21 protein-coding genes and 1 pseudogene are annotated in these 16661 nt (G+C 66.7%); 6 read left to right on the forward strand and 16 right to left on the reverse strand.

Annotated elements, in window-relative coordinates:
* Positions 1-14: 14 nt before the first annotated feature.
* Entirely contained in the window at positions 15-239 is a 225-nt protein-coding gene (locus BMX07_RS07160; RefSeq protein ID WP_090616014.1) for a YgaP-like transmembrane domain, read from the reverse strand.
* Positions 240-383: 144 nt separating this feature from the next.
* Between BMX07_RS07160 and BMX07_RS07165 the strand changes: the two genes are divergently transcribed.
* Positions 384-1040: a helix-turn-helix domain-containing protein gene (locus BMX07_RS07165; RefSeq protein WP_090616017.1), complete on the forward strand. Its 657-nt coding sequence runs from the start codon at positions 384-386 to the stop codon at positions 1038-1040.
* On the opposite strand, the gene BMX07_RS07170 is transcribed toward BMX07_RS07165, so the two are convergent.
* Positions 1041-1595: a DUF8170 family protein gene (locus BMX07_RS07170; protein WP_090616021.1), complete on the reverse strand. Its 555-nt coding sequence runs from the start codon at positions 1593-1595 to the stop codon at positions 1041-1043.
* A gap of 140 nt (positions 1596-1735) precedes the next feature.
* On the opposite strand from BMX07_RS07170, the gene BMX07_RS07175 reads away from it, so the two are divergent.
* The gene (locus BMX07_RS07175; protein ID WP_090616025.1) at positions 1736-2149 is read left to right on the forward strand and encodes a MarR family winged helix-turn-helix transcriptional regulator; all 414 of its coding nucleotides are present in this window, start codon (positions 1736-1738) and stop codon (positions 2147-2149) included.
* A 50-nt stretch (positions 2150-2199) separates the two neighbouring features.
* Here the strand turns inward: BMX07_RS07175 and BMX07_RS07180 are convergent, their stop codons facing one another.
* The 10 genes and pseudogenes from BMX07_RS07180 to BMX07_RS07225 form a co-directional block, all read right to left on the reverse strand.
* Positions 2200-2961, reverse strand: a complete 762-nt coding sequence (locus BMX07_RS07180; RefSeq protein WP_090616029.1) for an urease accessory protein UreF — start codon at positions 2959-2961, stop codon at positions 2200-2202.
* The gene (ureE, locus tag BMX07_RS07185; RefSeq protein WP_090616033.1) at positions 2951-3586 is read right to left on the reverse strand and encodes an urease accessory protein UreE; all 636 of its coding nucleotides are present in this window, start codon (positions 3584-3586) and stop codon (positions 2951-2953) included. The genes BMX07_RS07180 and ureE overlap by 11 nt, the downstream gene beginning before the upstream one ends.
* The gene (locus BMX07_RS07190) at positions 3586-4557 is read right to left on the reverse strand and encodes an urease accessory protein UreD (RefSeq protein ID WP_090616041.1); all 972 of its coding nucleotides are present in this window, start codon (positions 4555-4557) and stop codon (positions 3586-3588) included. Before BMX07_RS07190 ends, ureE begins: the two co-directional genes overlap by 1 nt.
* Complete coding sequence (ureG, locus tag BMX07_RS07195) at positions 4554-5174, reverse strand: urease accessory protein UreG (RefSeq protein ID WP_090616045.1); 621 nt, start codon at positions 5172-5174, stop codon at positions 4554-4556. Before ureG ends, BMX07_RS07190 begins: the two co-directional genes overlap by 4 nt.
* Complete coding sequence (locus BMX07_RS07200; protein WP_090616048.1) at positions 5174-5584, reverse strand: urease subunit gamma; 411 nt, start codon at positions 5582-5584, stop codon at positions 5174-5176. Before BMX07_RS07200 ends, ureG begins: the two co-directional genes overlap by 1 nt.
* A 111-nt stretch (positions 5585-5695) precedes the next feature.
* A complete protein-coding gene (ureC, locus tag BMX07_RS07205; RefSeq protein WP_090616053.1) occupies positions 5696-7402 on the reverse strand; it encodes an urease subunit alpha in 1707 nt (568 codons plus the stop codon).
* Positions 7399-7785 (reverse strand): urease subunit beta, encoded by a 387-nt coding sequence (locus BMX07_RS07210; RefSeq protein ID WP_090616056.1) that lies wholly within the window; start codon positions 7783-7785, stop codon positions 7399-7401. Before BMX07_RS07210 ends, ureC begins: the two co-directional genes overlap by 4 nt.
* Positions 7786-8016: 231 nt before the next feature.
* Positions 8017-8531 (reverse strand): annotated as a pseudogene (locus tag BMX07_RS25620) (MFS transporter); the annotation flags it as partial.
* 24 nt (positions 8532-8555) lie between these two features.
* Positions 8556-9095, reverse strand: a complete 540-nt coding sequence (locus BMX07_RS07220) for a CBS domain-containing protein (RefSeq protein ID WP_090616061.1) — start codon at positions 9093-9095, stop codon at positions 8556-8558.
* Between the two features lie 128 nt (positions 9096-9223).
* A complete protein-coding gene (locus tag BMX07_RS07225) occupies positions 9224-9580 on the reverse strand; it encodes a DUF555 domain-containing protein (RefSeq protein WP_090616065.1) in 357 nt (118 codons plus the stop codon).
* A 318-nt stretch (positions 9581-9898) separates the two neighbouring features.
* Between BMX07_RS07225 and BMX07_RS24305 the strand changes: the two genes are divergently transcribed.
* Together BMX07_RS24305 and psmB are read left to right on the forward strand one after the other, a co-directional pair.
* Positions 9899-10069, forward strand: a complete 171-nt coding sequence (locus BMX07_RS24305; protein ID WP_175480077.1) for a hypothetical protein — start codon at positions 9899-9901, stop codon at positions 10067-10069.
* Between the two features lie 183 nt (positions 10070-10252).
* Positions 10253-10984, forward strand: coding sequence for an archaeal proteasome endopeptidase complex subunit beta (gene psmB, locus BMX07_RS07230; protein ID WP_090616068.1), 732 nt, complete (start codon positions 10253-10255; stop codon positions 10982-10984).
* A gap of 291 nt (positions 10985-11275) precedes the next feature.
* Here psmB and BMX07_RS07235 read toward each other — a convergent pair whose 3' ends face one another.
* Positions 11276-12400, reverse strand: a complete 1125-nt coding sequence (locus BMX07_RS07235; protein WP_090616072.1) for a Gfo/Idh/MocA family protein — start codon at positions 12398-12400, stop codon at positions 11276-11278.
* Between the two features lie 357 nt (positions 12401-12757).
* On the opposite strand from BMX07_RS07235, the gene BMX07_RS07240 reads away from it, so the two are divergent.
* Positions 12758-13453 carry a ThuA domain-containing protein gene (locus tag BMX07_RS07240; protein WP_090616075.1) on the forward strand — a complete coding sequence of 232 codons (696 nt, stop codon included), beginning with the start codon at positions 12758-12760 and terminating at the stop codon, positions 13451-13453.
* Between the two features lie 14 nt (positions 13454-13467).
* Here the strand turns inward: BMX07_RS07240 and BMX07_RS07245 are convergent, their stop codons facing one another.
* The 3 genes from BMX07_RS07245 to BMX07_RS07255 all read right to left on the reverse strand — a co-directional run bounded on the left by BMX07_RS07245 (position 13468) and on the right by BMX07_RS07255 (position 16130).
* A complete protein-coding gene (locus BMX07_RS07245; protein WP_090616078.1) occupies positions 13468-14760 on the reverse strand; it encodes a TIGR00341 family protein in 1293 nt (430 codons plus the stop codon).
* 109 nt (positions 14761-14869) lie between these two features.
* Positions 14870-15721, reverse strand: a complete 852-nt coding sequence (locus tag BMX07_RS07250) for an eIF2B alpha/beta/delta subunit family protein (protein WP_090616082.1) — start codon at positions 15719-15721, stop codon at positions 14870-14872.
* 85 nt (positions 15722-15806) lie between these two features.
* Positions 15807-16130: a DUF5783 family protein gene (locus BMX07_RS07255; RefSeq protein ID WP_090616087.1), complete on the reverse strand. Its 324-nt coding sequence runs from the start codon at positions 16128-16130 to the stop codon at positions 15807-15809.
* 121 nt (positions 16131-16251) lie between these two features.
* On the opposite strand from BMX07_RS07255, the gene BMX07_RS07260 reads away from it, so the two are divergent.
* On the forward strand, positions 16252-16572 hold the full coding sequence (locus BMX07_RS07260) for a DUF7969 family protein (RefSeq protein ID WP_090616091.1): 321 nt from the start codon (positions 16252-16254) through the stop codon (positions 16570-16572).
* Positions 16573-16661: the final 89 nt, after the last annotated feature.

Genomic DNA, 16661 nt, shown 5'->3' on the forward strand with positions numbered 1-16661 from the left:
GACCCGCCGTCGCGTTACTCCCGCGAACAGGACGCCGAGTCGGTCGTATCGATGCCGAGCAGGTAGTTCCCGCCGCAGAACCGGGTGGTCGCGTTGAACAGGAGGCCGGCGGCCGCGATCGTCGCAGTCACGGCAGTCGCGCGCCGATCGGCGAGAACCGCCGCGACGGCGACCGCGAGCAACCAGGTTCCGAGGACGCCCCTGACGATTCGATCCGATCCGCCGACGTTTCGTTCCATGCTCGAACGAGCGGGCTGCAGGCAGTAATCAGTGCGGCCGAATCTCTCGGGTCGGTTTATATGGTGCCCGTGCACGCGTTCGAGACACGGCCACCAGTCCGCGCTCGGAGCAATCGTTTTCAGCCAGCCGCCGAACGGTGACCTATGAAACGCGTTCGAATAACGCTGCGTCCGCGGGGCGACTACGCCCCGACGATATACGAACGGCTGGCGGGCGGCGCGAGCTACCTCGAGCGAGCCCGGATCGTTAACTGGAACGTTTCGACACCGCCGACGGCGTTTCTGTTCCGGCTCGAGGGCGAGTACGAGCGGTTCGAACGCGTGCTCGACGAGAGCGAGATGGTCTCGGCGTACGAACTGCTCCCGATTACGGATCGGTCGTGTTACTGCTTTTTCGAGGGCACCGTGTCGCCGGCCGCGCGCTCGTTGTTCGAGAACTTCACGCGGGGAAGCCTGATGACGGTCCCGCCGATCGAGTGCAACGAAGACGGGAGCACCACGTACACGATCGTCGGAACGGAGGCGGACATTCAGGCCGCAGTCGACGGCGTTCCCGACGCGGTTGGCGTCACCGTCGAGGCAGTCGGGGGGAAGCGGGTCGCCCCCGATAGCGTCGTCGGTCGACTGTCTCCCCGGCAGCGGGACGCGGTCGAAACCGCCCTCGAACTCGGCTACTACGACGTGCCCCGCGACGCGACGAGCGAGGACGTCGCCGACGAGCTGGACTGTGCGACCGCGACCGCGGCGGAGCACCTCCAGAAAGCCGAGTCCGCGGTGATGGCGTCCCTGTTCGAGCCGTGATCAGGGAATCCGTTCCGCGGCTTCGACGAGTTCGTCCTCGGTCTCCCACTGGTACAGCCGTCCATCCGACTCGAGCAGGTCGAAGACGCCGTCCTCCATCCAGCCGTAGGGTCGGTCCTCGTCCGGGTACTCCCGCTTGAGCACGTAGGTCTTCTCGAAGTACTCCTCGGTGCCCGCGAGCACGCCCTGTTCGACGAGAAAGCCGCTCGGGTCCCGCTCGGCGACTCCGACGACGTGGGTGACGAGATCGGCGAGCAGACAGAACTTCTGGATCCCGTTGTCCCACTCGCCGCGGACGTCGACCATCCGAAAGGCGTAGACACCCGACCGGCGGTTCAGGCGATCGACGACCAGATTTAGTCGACGGATCGGCTCGCGATCGTAGTTCCCGAGGACGAAGTACGACCGCTCGCTCTCGTAGAGCGGCCGGAGTTCGCTCACCGCGTGGAGGAGCTCCTCGTTGTCCGCGAGCGAGAGCTCCGCGGCCTCGAGCCGCTCCGTCGCGCTCGCGAGCACCGCCTCGGGGTCGGGGACCGGCGAATCGTCGTCTGTCATGCCTACGGATTCTCGTGAATTAGGGAAAGTAGTTACCGTGTTATTTCCGTTTCCAATAGTCGATGCGGGTGCCAGCAAGTTACCGACGGGTGAGTTACTCCAGGGTAAACTACTTGGTGTCGCGGTCCGTAACTGGCTCTATGAGCACCGACGTGGGGACGCCGGAGGGGGACACCGCCCGCGAACTCGTCCGCTTCGTGACCCAGGAGACGCGGTTCGCACTGCTTTCCAATATCCTCCAACACCCCGAGGGGCTGCCGTCGATGTACGAACTCGAGCAGTTGAACCCGAGCGTGAGCGAGGCGACGGTCTACAAGCACGTCCAGAAGCTGATCGACGCCGGAATCGTCGAATCGGTCGTGCTCCCGGAAGACGAGCGACAGCAGGGCTACCCCTGGACGTTCTACCGACTGACCGACGAGGGGCGGGCCCTCCTCGACGATCACAACCTGCTCGCGGCCGAGGAGACGCTCAAACGGATCTACGAGACGATTTCCGATAAACCCGAGAAGATGATCAAGTACGAGAACGCGCCCCGCCCCGACGTCGAGTAGGCCGGTGCTCGGTCGCAGCGGCCGCGTTCGACGCCGCTTCGCCGCGTTCGTTAGCTCATGAACAGCCGTCTTCCGGCGCGTTCGTGGCGCATTCCCATGATTTCGGCCAGCGGCGCGAAGGAAGCCATCGCCGCCGCGTCGTCGTCGACGTGGCGTTCGCAGACCGCGGTGATGACCGGTTCGAGCGACTCGAGCACCGACTGGATCTCCGTGTGGCCGAACCGCCCGAGCCGCTGCGCCGCGCCCAGCAGCCCGGTGACGAACGAGTACGCGTGGCTGAGGCAGGCCTCGAGCCGTGCGACCCCCCGCGACTGACTGACGACACCGAAGACGACCGGGTAATGGCCGGGGGTCGCGTCGGTCTCGATCGCGTCGGCCATGGCAGCCGTGAGGTCGCCGCCGTCGGCCGCCGGCGACGGGGCGGCGCGTCCCGCGTCTCCCTCCTCGCGAGGCTCCGCACCCTCGATCGAGCCCGAACCGACCAGTTCGGAGAGCTTCGCACCCGCCTTCGTCGAACTCTCGCGGAATTCCCGGGGCATCGTCACCGCGTGGAGTCGCTCGTCGACGGCCAGCAGTCGCTCGAGTTCCCCGTCGCCGCTCGCGGCGTGTGCGCTCGCCAGCGCGACGGTTTCGCAGGGGCCGACCACGCGCCGGAGATAGGCCGCGAGCAGCGCCCGAAGGTCGTCGCCGGTCTCGATTCGGTCCTCGTTGAGATACTGCTCGAGGCCGTAGGAGGCCGTGTACCCGCCGACGGGGAGAAACGAGTCCGAGAGTCGAAGCGCCGTCAGGAAGGAGCCGGGATCAGTGGTCATGGGCGTGATCGTGCTCGTGGGAATGGTCGATTCCGTCAGTGCCGTGCTCGTGGGTGTGGTCCACGCCGCCGCGGCCGTGCCCGTGCTCGACCCCGTTCCCGTGTTCGGAAACCCCGTCGGAACCGGTCCTCTCCGCCTCGAGGTCCGCCACGAACAGGTCGGCTTCGACCGTCGTCTCCCGAACGTCGGACCCCGGAACGACGTCGGCGACGACGCGCTCGACGATGTGGCGATCCGCCTCGAGCGGGACGTAGACGGTCCCTTCCTCGACCGCGAGGTCCCAGTGCTGGTTGCCGACGCGGTGGCCGAGTTCGACCGCCGCCTCGAGGCGCTCCGGCGTCGCGTCGGGCAGCGTGACCGCGAGCGCGTCGCGGGGTTCGAACGCGACGACGATCAGCCGATCGTCCTCGGCGAGCAGGACGTCGCCGGCCGACACCGCGGGTTTATCGACGACGACGCCTACGTCCGTCCCCCGGTCGGTCGTCGCCCGAAACCGCGATCGGCGACGGTTGTCGGCGTCGATCACGACGCGCTCGAGGGTGTCCGCTTCCTCGTGGGCCGCACGCGACGCAGCGAGCTCGTCGTCGGCGTGGACGTTGCCGACGATGCCGTCGATTCGCTCCATCAGTATCGCCGGTCGGCGGGTGCGCCGACCCCGAGTGTTGCCCGTCTCGTTTCGTCCCACGCGCCGCGCAGCGCCCCGGTCACGTCCGTTTGCCGGTGACCGAGGAGCCGAACGATCGCTCCGGCGTCGGCCGGGAGCTGCGAGACCCCGGCCGCGACGTCCTCGCGGTCCGCGAGCCGGTTGCGGATCGCCTCGACGAGCGACTCGAGATCCGTCCGGCTCGAATCCGCGGTCGCGCCCGCGCCGCCCCCATCGTCGTCCCGATCGCCGCCCGGCGCGAAGACGTACAGGGAGCCGACGACACCGTACTCGCCGACGCTGGCCGGGTCCCGCGGATCGCGCTCGTCGGGGCGCAGATCGACGGCATCGGCACAGACCAGACGGCCGTCGTACTCGGCCTCGACGCGCGCGTGGTAGTGCTCGAAACTGAAGGGGTCGTGATCGCTCAGCCCGTCCGGCACGAGCACGTCCGCGACGACGACGACCGTGTCCGAGGCCAGGTCGACGGACACCGTCTGGAGACACCGCGCGTCCTCGTTGACGATCGTCGGTCCCGGCACGTACTCGAGATGACTTCCCGCCTCGACCCGGAGCGAGGCGTCGAGGTGCGCGTAGTTGGCGTCCATGCTGTGGACCGTCGTCGCGCTCTGGGTCGTCACGTGTGCGCGGGCACCGGCCCGCGCGTCGACGGCCATCCGATGGCGGTCGCCCTGGACGACGCCGCCGGTCGGTTCCTGTGCGACCACCGTCGCGAGTCCGGGCGCTGGATCGGTCTCGAGCGTCCCGGTCAAGTGGTAGGGGACCGCCGCGCGGTCCCGAATCAGACGCGTCGGACCCTCGCCGCTGCGAGCGAACGTCGCCTCGAGCAGCCCGTTCTTGCCGGGGCCGCCGGCGGGTGCCTGCGCGAGGGATTCGTCGGCGTAGGCCTCGAACGCGGGCGGCAGGCGCGCCGCGTTTGCAGCGGCGCTCACGCGAACAGCACCTCCCGCTCGACGTGGGAGAGCACGTCGTCGATCCCCTCGCCGTCCTTGCAGTTGGTGAAGACGAACGGGTCGTCACCGCGGACCGTCGCGGCATCGTCTTCGATCACGGCCAGGTCGGCGTCGACGTGGGGCGCGAGGTCGGTCTTGTTGACGACGAGCAGGTCAGCCTGCGTGACGCCGGGTCCGCGCTTGCGCGGGATATCCTCCCCCTCGGCGACCGAGATGACGAACACGAAGTAATCCGCGAGTTCGGGGTTGAAGGTCGCGGCGAGGTTGTCGCCGCCGCTCTCGATCAGGACCACGTCCAACTCGGGGTGTCGCTCGGTGAACTCGTCGATTGCCGCGAGATTCATCGACGGGTCCTCGCGGATTCCCGTGTGCGGACAGGCCCCGGTCTCGACGCCCTCGACGAGATCCGCGGGGAGCAGGTCGGCGAACGACTCCCGGAAGACGTCGGCGTCAGCCTGGGTCATGATGTCGTTGGCGATGACACCGACCGCGTAGTCGCGATCGACGAGTTCGGGCACCAGTCGGCGGACCATCGCCGTCTTGCCGGAGCCGACGGGACCGCCGAGGCCGACCTTCGCGACGTCGCGGTACCCCATCAGTCCCCCTCCATCGGTTCCGAGCGGCTGTCGCCCTCGCGTCCGCCCTCCGTCCCGAGTTCCTCGTCGGGGTCCGGATCGACCGTCTCGAGTTGCTCGCGGCTGTCGGCCCGGATCGGATCGTGAACGGTGACGAGCTTGGTGCCGTCGGGGAAGACCGGCTCGACCTGAATCACGTCGACCAGTTCGGGGACGCCGTCCATGACGTCCTCGCGGGTGAGCAGTTGGGTCACCTCCGATCGGATCTGCGAGACCGATTTGCCCTCGCGGGCGGCTTCACAGGCCCAGTCGGAGATGTACGCGACGGTCTCGGGGTGGTTGAGCTGCACGCCGCGATCCTTGCGCCGCCGAGCGAGTTCGGCAGCCACGAAGACCGTCAGCCGCTCCATCTCCTTCGGTGAGAGGTTCATCGGTTCACCCCAGTCGCGGTGAGCAGGGTGTCTCTTCGGCTCGAGTCGGTCGGTCGTCTCGCCGATACGGTCGCCGTCCTCGTCGTCCGTGTGCGTTCGTGAATCATGCGTTCAGAGCAGGTACCGCTGTGCGAGCGGGAGTTCCGTGGCGGGGTCGCAGGCGACGTGTTCGCCGTCCACTTCCACCTCGAACGTCTGCGCGTCGATTTCGACGTCCTCCGGGCAGCGGTCGTTGTGGAGCATGTCCGACTTGCTGACCGACCGCGTGCCGCTGACGGGTCGGACCGGCGTCTGCAGGTCGTAGGCGTCGCCGACCTCGTTCTCGTAGGCCGCCTCGCTGACGAACGAAACCGAGAGTCCGTGTTTCGCTCGACCCTGTGCCCCGGCGCGTTCGCGGCCGATGACCGGCTCGCAGGTCATCAGCGAGCCGTTGGCCTCGCCCATCTGGGACCAGACCGGGAAGCCGCCTTTGACGACCGCCTGCGGCTTGCTCCCGAAGAAGGCGGGATCCCACAGCACGATGTCGGCCAGCTTGCCCGGCTCGAGCGAGCCGACGTAGTCGTCGATCCCCGCCGTAATCGCGGGGTTGATCGTGTACTTCGCGACGTAGCGCTCGATGCGGGCGTTGTCGGCCTCGGTTCCCGCGTCGGCCTCGAGCGGGCCGCGCTGGGCCTTCATCTTGTGCGCGGTCTGCCACGTCCGACAGACGAGTTCGGCCATCCGGCCCATCGCCTGCGAGTCGGTGGTCATCATCGAGATCGCGCCGGTGTCGTGGAGGACGTCTTCCGCGCCCAGCGTCTCCGCGCGGATGCGCGACTCGGCGAAGGCGACGTCCTCGGGGACGTCGGGGTTGAGATGGTGACAGACCATCACCATGTCGAGGTGTTCGTCGAACGTGTTCTCGGTGTAGGGCATCGAGGGGTTCGTCGACGACGGCAGCATGTGCTCGTGGCCGATCAGTTCGAGCACGTCCGGCGCGTGACCCCCGCCGGCTCCCTCGATGTGGAAGGTGTGGATCGCGCGGCCGTCGATGGCGTCGAACGTGTCCTCGACGAAGCCCGACTCGTTCAAGGTATCCGTGTGGATACAGACCTGGACGTCTTCGTCCTCGGCGACCGCGAGACAGGTGTCGATCGCCGCGGGCGTCGAGCCCCAGTCCTCGTGGAGTTTGAGCCCTGCCGCGCCGGCCTCAATCTGCTCCCGGAGTGCGTCGGGTTCGCTGCTGTTGCCCTTTCCGTAGAAACCGACGTTGACGGGCCACTCCTCGGCGGCCTGCAGGAACCGCTGGATGTTCCGCGGACCCGGCGTGCAGGTCGTCGCACCGCCGCCGAACCCGCCGCCGAACATGGTGGTCACGCCCGCGGCGAGCGCGTGGTCGACCAGTTGCGGGCTGTTGAAGTGGACGTGGATGTCGAGCGCGCCGGGCGTCGCGATCAACCCGTCGGCCGGAATCGTGTCCGTGCTCGGACCGATCACCATGTCGACGTCGGCCATGACGTCCGGATTGCCCGCGTTGCCGACGCCGACGATCTTCCCGTTTCGGACCCCGATATCTCCCTTCCGAACGCCCAGCACGGGGTCGACGATCACGACGTTCGTAAAGGCCCAGTCGAGCGCTCCCTCGGCCTGGGTCGTGCCGGACTGCATGCCCATCCCGTCGCGCATCGTCTTTCCGCCGCCGAAGACAGCCTCTTCGCCGGGAACCGTGTGGTCGCGGTCGACCTTCGCCAGCAGGTTCGTATCGCCCAGCCGAAGGCGGTCGCCTTCGGTCGGCCCGAACAGTTCCGTGTACTCCTCTCGCGGGAGGTCACGACTCACTGCGACCCCTCCGAGCGGTAGCCCTGCGCTCGAGCGCGCTCGAGCGCCGCCGCTTTCGCGTCCTCGTCGTCGAGTCGCCCGTCGACCAGCCCGCCCATCCCGCGGACGATCCGATCGCCGCCGATTGCGACGAGGTCGACGTCGCGTTCACACCCCGGCTCGAACCGGATCGCCGTTCCCGCCGGGATGTCCAGGCGGGTTCCGTAGGCGGTCTCGCGGTCGAACTCGAGTCCGGGGTTGACCTCGAAGAAGTGAAAGTGGGAGCCGACCTGAACCGGTCGATCGCCGGTGTTCTCGACCGTAACCGCCGCGGTCGGCCGCCCCTCGTTTATCGTCACCGGCTCGTCGGCCGGGAGCAGCTCGCCCGGGACGAACTCGCTCATCGATCGACCACTCCGGCGACAGCGCCGGACCGAACGGAACACCGAATATCCATCACGCCCAGTATAATGCGAACAGTGAGTGTAAATGTCCGCCAGAACGCCAATATTTGCGAGGAATTGGACGAAATGCGTTATATTTTGGCAAAAATTTGCGAATATCCCCTTCGATATAGAAGGCCGTATTAGGATTGAACGGATGGGACGATACGTCCTGGAAAAGAGAACACGAAACTACCCGCTGCCGCCGGCCAGGAACGCCGATTCCGGCCGCGTTCGCAGTCTGAGCATCGCGATCGTCCCGATCAGCGGCCCGACGACGAGCGGGGCGAACGCCCACTGCCAGCCCACGGCGCGCTGCACGACGGGAACCAGCTGGATCGACCCGATCGTCACGAGGAACCCGACGGCCGTCTGGAGTGTCAGTGCGGACCCGACGTAGCTGTCGTCCGCGATTCCGAGATCGCCGCGGAGAACTGTGCGGAGTCCGCGACGACGAAAAAGCCCCAGACCAGCACGAAGGGGGCGACCACGGCGAACGACGACCCGTAGACCGCTCCCGCGAGCAGGCACGCGGCCCCGGAGACGACCATCGACGCGCTGGTGACGAGCGAACGGCCGACGCGATCGGCGACCGCGCCCGCGAGCCAGGCACCGACGCCGCCGATCGCGATCGTTCCGAACGCGAGGAGCGCCGCGCGTCGCCCGGGGTTCGGCGCGCCGCTCGCCTCGAGTCGCGCGAGGCGGTACTGGTCCCGGAGTCGCTCGCGGTCTCAGGAGAGGCGCGCGGCGATGTCGGCCTCGGTGATGATGCCGACGGTCTCGCCGGCCTCGGTGATCATCACGGCCTTGTAGTGCTCGAGTAAGTTGCTGATCTCGTCGAGGGTGGCGTCTTTCGAGACGGTCGGGAAGCTCTCGCTCATGTGCTCCTCGATCGGTTCGTCGCGGTCGTCGGAGTCCAGATGGACGAGGTCGCTCTGGCTGATCGATCCGACGGGGATACCGTCCTGAATGACCGCTAACTGCGAGTAAGCCTCCTCCTCCATCTTCTGGGCGGCCTGACTGACCGGATCGTCGGGAGCCACGCTGACGACGGCCTCGTTCATCAGGTCCTCGGCGCGGATCACGTCGCTCTCGGCTTTCTCCAGGGCGTTGACGATCCGCCGGAGCGTCGACAGGCGCGGATCGACGTCACCGCCCTCGATTCGGGCGATCAGCGGCTGGGAGACGTCGGCCGTGTCCGCCAGTTCGCTCTGGGTAAGCCCGAGTTCGGTACGGCGCTGCCGGAGGTCTGCAGGCGTCGGGAGTTCCATACGAATCAATAACCACGGGTTATAGAAAGTACTTTGGGTTGGCTCGGGTCGGGACCGAGACCGACGGCTCCTCGACTCGAGTGGTCACCGCGAAACCAAACCGTCGAACAGACGAGACGGCGGCGTCCTTACTCGTCGTCCGCGTCCGTCTCGAAGATCTCGACGACCGACAGCGGTACGTCGCGCAGCGCGCCACCGACCTCGCTCTTGGCGATTCGCGAGGCGTGTTCCTCGCCGTCCGCGTTGAAGACCTCCATCTCGAGCGCGAGGCCGACGAGCGCGGTGTCGGCCGCGATAAAGGCCGAGTCGAACGGCTCGCCACAGGCCGGACAGCCCGTCGCACCGACTTCGACCTCGACGTAGTCCATGTCTTCGCTGTTGAGTCGCTTCCCGGCTTCGCTGACGGCGACGCCGATCGCGTCGTCGATCTCACCGACGTCACGAACGAGCCATGCCGCTTCCATCGCGACGAGATAGTTGCCCATACCCCGTGGTCGGGCCGAGGGGTTTCCTGCTTTGCGGTTCGTCCGCGCTTGCTTCGTAGACAGTACGCGTGTTCGCGTGTTTCACCGATCGAGCGTGCGCACGTGAATCGGATGATTCGCATAAGTTACGAGAAATCCCCGGATCGATTGCCACCGACATACCCGTAGTTCGGCTCGAGTCCGCCTCCAGTTGTTCCGCCGGCAACCTCAGTTGAATCGCAAGCAGGCGGCGACCCGATTAGGAATTAACTACCATTATAAATTCCTATTTTCAAGAAGACTTATATATGCCCTCCGTCTGGGCATGGCTGAACGCCGATGATATCCCGCGCGTACCACGCGACCCTGTTCGCACTGTACCAACTGTGCATCGTGATCGGCATCGTCGCGATGCCGCTCGCGATCGCCGCCCGCCAGGCCGGGCTCACCCTGCCCGTTCACCGCGTCCTCGCCAACGTCGAGGAGGCCTACGAAGCCGCACAGCACTGATCGACCGACGCTGACTGATTCTCCGGCACGCCGACCGCCGAGCCGTCGGCACCCGATGCGATCGACTCGTCGCAACCACCGCGCTCCCGTCGCTCGAGCCGTCTCGCTTGCGGGCAGTCGGAAGCGGAAACGAGGGCGGTGACCGCCGGTGTTTTATACCGTCCCGGTCGTAGAGTTCGATCAATGCGTACGCCCAGACACGACTCCGATTTCTCTCGGACGGTCGACCAGTTGGCCGACGATCCGAACCCCTACGAGCCGGAGATCGGATCGATGCCCCAGAACGACATGACGCGTGATGATCTGGACAACGTCAACAAGACCGGGACGACGACGATCGGCATCTCCACTGCCGACGGCGTCATCATCGCGACGGACATGCGAGCCAGCCTCGGCGGCCGGTTCGTCTCGAACAAGAACGTCCAGAAGGTCGAGCAGATCCACCCGACCGCCGCCCTCACGCTCGTCGGCAGCGTCGGCGGTGCCCAGTCGTTCATCTCGACGCTCCGCGCCGAGGTCAACCTCTACGAGGCCCGCCGCGGGGAGGACATGAGCATCGACGCGCTGGCGTCGCTCGCGGGCAACTTCGCCCGCGGTGGCCCGTTCTTCGCCATCCACCCGATCCTGGGCGGGGTCGACGCCGAGGGCAGCCACGTCTACAGTATCGATCCCGCCGGCGGCGTCATGGAAGACGACTACACCGTCACCGGCAGCGGGATGCAACTGGCCTACGGGCACCTCGAACAGGCCTACGAACCGGACATGTCCAACGAGGAAGCGAAGACGGTCGCCGCCCGCGGGATCAAGTCCGCCGTCGAGCGCGACACCGGCTCCGGAAACGGCGTCTTCCTCGCGGAGATCACCGGCGAGGGTGTCGACATCCACGGCCACCACGACTTCGACGAGGTCCTCTAGACCGGTCGACGGCCGAGCCGAGCGGCTTTTGCGGTTTTCTCCCGTCCGGACAGCGTGGCCACCGGCACCGACATCCGCGGCTCCGTCCCGGTGACTGCCTCGCTGTCGCAGCGACCGTCATCGACACCAGAACGGGACCAGCGACGACGACGAGGACAGGAACGACAACAGCAACACAACAGCAACAGGGAACCGGTCTCACCAGTACGGGGCGAACGAGCACGAAGACGAAACACACGTCCGCCGTCGCACACGGGGACCGAGCGCAGGCGATACCGAGCGTCGAGTCGGCTAGTCGAGCCGCGTCGCCTGCTCGAGCTGGGCCTCGCTGACACGAGTGTCGGCGAGGGTCGTCGTCCGACCCGTCTCGCTCGAGCGATAGATCGCATCGATGACTCGCTGGACGGTCAACGCTTCGGCCACCGTGTTCGTCTCCGGGACCGTGCCCGTGGCGATGGCCTCGAGGAACTGCTCGTCCTGCTTGGCGTAGCCGGTCAGCGTCTCGTCACCGGTGAGATTGACGTCGGCGTAGTGATCGCAGCCGGCCGTTCCGGCCTCCAGAATCCGCAGATCGGTGTCGCCGATGTCGAACTGGGCACCCGCGCGCGTTCCGCGCACGCGGAAGTCCATGCTCTCCTCGCGGTTGGTCGCCCACGCGGCCTCGAGCGAGACCGTCTGCCCGTCCGCACAGCGGATGAAGGCGCTGACGGAGTCGTCGACGTCGTACGTCTCGGCTTCCGCGTCCCAGTTGTCGCCGAAGCCGTCCGGATCGGCGTACTCCTCGGTGGTGCCGAACGTGGTTCGCGTGACGCCGCTCACTTCGACGATTTCGGGGAAATCGAGGGCGTAGAGCGCGAGATCCAGCGCGTGAACGCCGATGTCGAGCAGAGCACCGCCGCCGGCGAGTTCGGGATCGGTGAACCACGAGCCGGGGCCGGGAACGCCGCGTCGGCGGACGTAGTTGGCCTCGACGTGGGTCAGATCGCCGAAGCGGCCGCGCGCGTGCTGTTCGTCGAACATGGCCATCGACGCGGCGTGGCGGTTGTGAAAGCCGACCATACAGATACCCGTCGAACGGGCCGCCGCTTCGGCGATTCGCTCCGCGCTCTCGAGCGTGTGTGCGAGCGGTTTCTCGACGAGGACGTCGAGTCCTTCGTCGAGAGCCGCGACGGCGATCGGTTCGTGGAACCGGTTCGGCGTCGTCACGATGACGGCGTCGACCGCGTCGTCGACGACGAGTTCGTCGTGGGTCTCGTAGGTTCGCGCGCCGAACTCCGCGCCGAATCGGTCGCGCTGCTCCGGGACGAGGTCGACGCCGGCGACGACGTCGGCACCGAGTTCCCGGACGCTTCGCGCGTGGAGGTTCCCCATCCCTCCGAGGCCGACGATTCCCACACCGATTCCGGTACCGATCATGTCCAAATCCCCGATTTCGTCGCAGGAGCGTTGGAGGTGAAGTGAGAAATCAACCCTTTCGCTGTCGTTAGTGTTCGATCCCGGTCCATACGGAGAGGCAGTCGGCGATCGAAATAAGGGTTGTGACCGATTAATCTGTACAACCATTTCGTATTTCACGTGTTACTATACTATTATGAGGAAAGAGTGCAGATATATTGAATATGTATGGTATTGCAGACTGTATTACCGACGGCGATCCGTCCGATCGATCCTATCGACGGTGTTCCGCCGCCGGACGCCTCGATTCCGTTCCCGCGGGTGCCCGTCCGGGCGTCCGGCAGACAGTATAAGACGCCGGAGCGTCGACCGGTCGCTATGGTGGCAGTCACGGTCTGGAACGAGTTCCGACACGAACGGGAGGACGACGACGTCGCGGCCGTCTATCCGGACGGCATTCACGAGGCGATCGCCGGCGCTCTCGACGCCGATCACGACGTCCGAACCGCGACGCTCGACGAGCCCGAGCACGGCCTCACCGAAGGCGTACTCGAGTCGACGGACGTCCTGCTGTGGTGGGGCCACGAGGCTCACGACGCGGTTGCCGACGCGGTCGTCGACCGCGTTCACGACCGGGTGCTCGAGGGAATGGGACTGATCGTGCTGCACTCGGGTCACTACGCGAAACTATTCAAGCGGCTCATGGGGACGTCCTGTAGCCTGCAGTACCGCGAGGACGGCGGCACCGAGCGGCTCTGGGTCGTCGATCCCGGTCATCCCATCGCCGACGGGCTCGACGAGTACATCGAGCTTCCCGAAACGGAGATGTACGGCGAGCCGTTCGACGTCCCCGAACCGGACCGGCTGGTGTTCACGAGCTGGTTCGAGGGCGGCGAGGTGTTCCGGAGCGGCTGCTGCTACCGGCGCGGAAACGGACGGATATTCTACTTCCGGCCGGGTCACGAGACCTATCCGATCTACGAGAACGAGGCGATTCGCCGGGTGCTTCGCAACGCGGTCGCGTGGGCCAGTCCGACCGACGGCTCGCCGCGGACGTTCGGAGCCCGCGAGTAACGGCCGCCCCGGCGTTAGCCGCTCCGAAGGGTCGACACCAGTTCGACGATCACCTCGAGCTCGACGCCGGCCGCCGACTCCAGCCGTTCGCGCACGTCGTCGGCGAAGTCGTCCGGCAGTTCCTCGTCGGGCGGTCGTTCCACGAGGACCGTCACCGTCGGCTGCTCGCCGGTGTAGACGTCGACGAGTTCGTAGTCGATCGCGGTCTCCCGGAACTGTAGTTCGGTGCCGGCCGCCAGCTGTTCTTCGCTCATCGTCTCGAGTTCGGTACTGACGTCGTATTCGACCGCTGCGGTGCGGTAGGTCCCGTACGTGACGCCGCCGAGAACGACCGAGAGAACGAGGATCGCGGCCAAGATGACCGCAACGCGCGAGCGGACCCGACCGTAGACGCGGTCGACGGTCTCCGCTCGCTCCGGTCGATACCCTGCGAACCACAACAGGACCAACGCGGTGAGGTTGATCGAGAGCACGTTGACCAGGACGAGCGTCCCCGCCGTGACGACGACCGCTGGCTTCCCCCAGGCGATGCCGAGTCCGACGGTGGCCGCGGGCGGCACGAGCGCGACGGCGATCGCGACGCCGACGAGGACCGAACCGACGTTGCGGGTCAGGCTGATGACGGCAGCGACGCCGGAGCCCAGCGCGAGAAACAGGGCGAGAACGTTCGGCGTGATTCGCTCTTCGATCTGCGGGACCGCCGTAATATCGAACCCCGGGGGAAGCAACACCGACCCTCTGAGCATCCAGCCGATCACCGCCGCCGTCAGGACGGCGACCGCGAGTCCGACCACCTGTAACGTGACGCCGCGCGTCGCAAGCGCATCGTCGTCGACGATCACCCCGACGCTGGCCGCCAGTGCCGGCCCCATCAGCGGTGCGACGACCATCGCGCCGATGATCGTCGCCGCCGAATCGAGCAACAGTCCGGCCGTCGCGATCGCCGTACTCACGATCAGGAGACTGAAGTAGGTCGACGCAGTCGGCGCGAGATCCGCCGCCCGGGACCGAAGTTCCTCTCGAGCGATCCTGGTCCCCACGAACTGACCGGTCAGGTCGTCGATCCGATCCGAGACGATCGTCTCTGCCGCCACGACGACCGTGTACGAGCCCTCGTCGAGCCCGGCGCTCCGAAGATCTGCCAGCAGCGGTTCGACTGCCGGCGGCGGGACGGGTATCGAAACGAGGGCCTCGAAATCGCCGCGGTCCGTATCCCGGGAGACGGTGTAATCGACGCCGGCCTCCTCTACCACCTCGAGAACGAGGTCCAGTTCGGTTCGGGGAACGAACACCTGTACGAGACGCATACGGACCGTACACCGGTGTCGGGGATAGGCTGTTGCCACCCGATCCTGACCGTCACGACGGCCGGACCGTTCGATCGGGGACGCAGTCGCGATCGAACCGGTCGCCGGTTCAGAACTCCCAGCGACCCTCGTCCGTGATGACGCTCTCGAGCAACTCGATCGGCGTCGCGTCGTAGGCGGGGTTCTCGACCCGGAACCCGTCGGCGGGTTCGGGCAGTACCTCGCTGCCGGGCCGGAACTCGTTTTCGAAGACGAACCCCTCGCTGACGATCTTCGACGCCGAGCCGAGAACGGTGACCGGCACGTCCAGTCGGGCGGCCGTCGACGCGATCGGGAACGTGCCGACGCGGTTGTACAGCGTGTCGTCGACGATACAGTCCATGCCGACGACGACCCGATCGCACTCCTCGAGATAGATTCCCTGCGCGCTATCGGTGATCAGCGTCGTGTCGACGCCCTCGAGGTCGGCGAGCATCCGAGCGGTCTTGCGCCCGATATAGCGCGGTCGCGCCTCGGTGACGTACACGTCGAACGTCTTGCCGGTCGCGGTCGCCTGCTCGAGCGCCTCGATGACCGTCGAGGAGTAGTCGTGAGTCAGGACGGTCGCGCCGTCGTCGAGGACGTCGGCGGCGTTTTCGGCTGCCAGCCGTTTGCCGGACTCGATCCGCGAGACGACCTCGTCGATCTTCTCGCTGGTGAGTCGGCGGGCCGCCGCGACGCTGTCGGGGTCGGCGTCGGTCACGTCGGCGACGATCTCCCGAACGGCGACCTGTAGCGAGGCGTGCGAGGGGTTCGCCCGCCGCAGCACGGAACCGTTCCGCTCGAGGGCGCGGGTGTACTCCTCGACGGTCGCGAACTCCCGCTCGATCAGCTCCTCGAGGGCCTGGGCCGCGCGGACCGCGACCACCGAGGAGCTGTGCGTCTGCATCTCGCGGATTTCCTCGGCCGTCTCGTCGATCATACCTACACGGTTTCCCGTCATCGCAAAAGGTGTTCCGGGTGCACTCACGCGTTCCGTCCGTCGCCCGTCGGTCGTCGTGGCCCCGTCAGGCGGTCTCGTCGAACTCGAACGTCCGCCGTAGCTCGTCCTCGATCCGATCGACGAGCGTCTCGAGGACGGTATCGAACTGCTCGTGGTCGGCTACCGCCCCAACTCGCTTGCGGGGATTTTCGGGGAGTTCGACGCGGAACTCGCCGGCGCCGTCGTAGACGGGTTCGCTCTCGCTCAGCACCTGTCGATCGACGGCGCGGAGCACCGTCGAGTCGTACTCTCCGTGGAGCTGCTGGTACGCGTTCGAATAGGCCGCCTCGAGTTCCTCGAAGTAGTGGACGTACTTCGCCTCGAAGAGCTCGGGATCGAACTCGGTCATAGCTAGCCGTCGGAGCCTCGACGGGTAAACGGTTCGAACGCGCGCTACGCGGCCGGGTCGACTGGTCGTCGGCCTCACCGACGCCCGCAGGTTTACGTTCTCGAGCACCCTAGAACGCCCGATGACCGTCACCGTCCGGTACACTTGTCCCCACTGCGGAGCCGTGGTCAGCGTCGAGCGCGAACCTGATCTCGCGGACCGGTCCGTCACCACAGTCCCCCAACCGGGCTGGGAGTACGCGGAGCCGGACGGCGACCTCGAGTCCGCCGACGGAATCGAGTTCCACTGCGGCGAGGACGGCGACGTCACCGATCTCGACGGCGATCCGGTCGCGGGCTGTGGCCGTCCCTTCTACCTGAACTTCGTTCGCTACGAGCAGGGGATCGAACTCGAGCCGGAGCCGCCGACCTACGGCGGGCCGCGGTTCGATTTCAACGCGTAGGGACGGACTCCAACTAACAGGTGAGGCGGTAGCTGCGGATGATCGTGTCCGAGCGATGCACCCGCGAGCGAGGGCGTTCGAAACGGCGG

The sequence above is a fragment of the Natrinema salaciae genome, from assembly GCF_900110865.1.
Taxonomy (GTDB): domain Archaea; phylum Halobacteriota; class Halobacteria; order Halobacteriales; family Natrialbaceae; genus Natrinema; species Natrinema salaciae.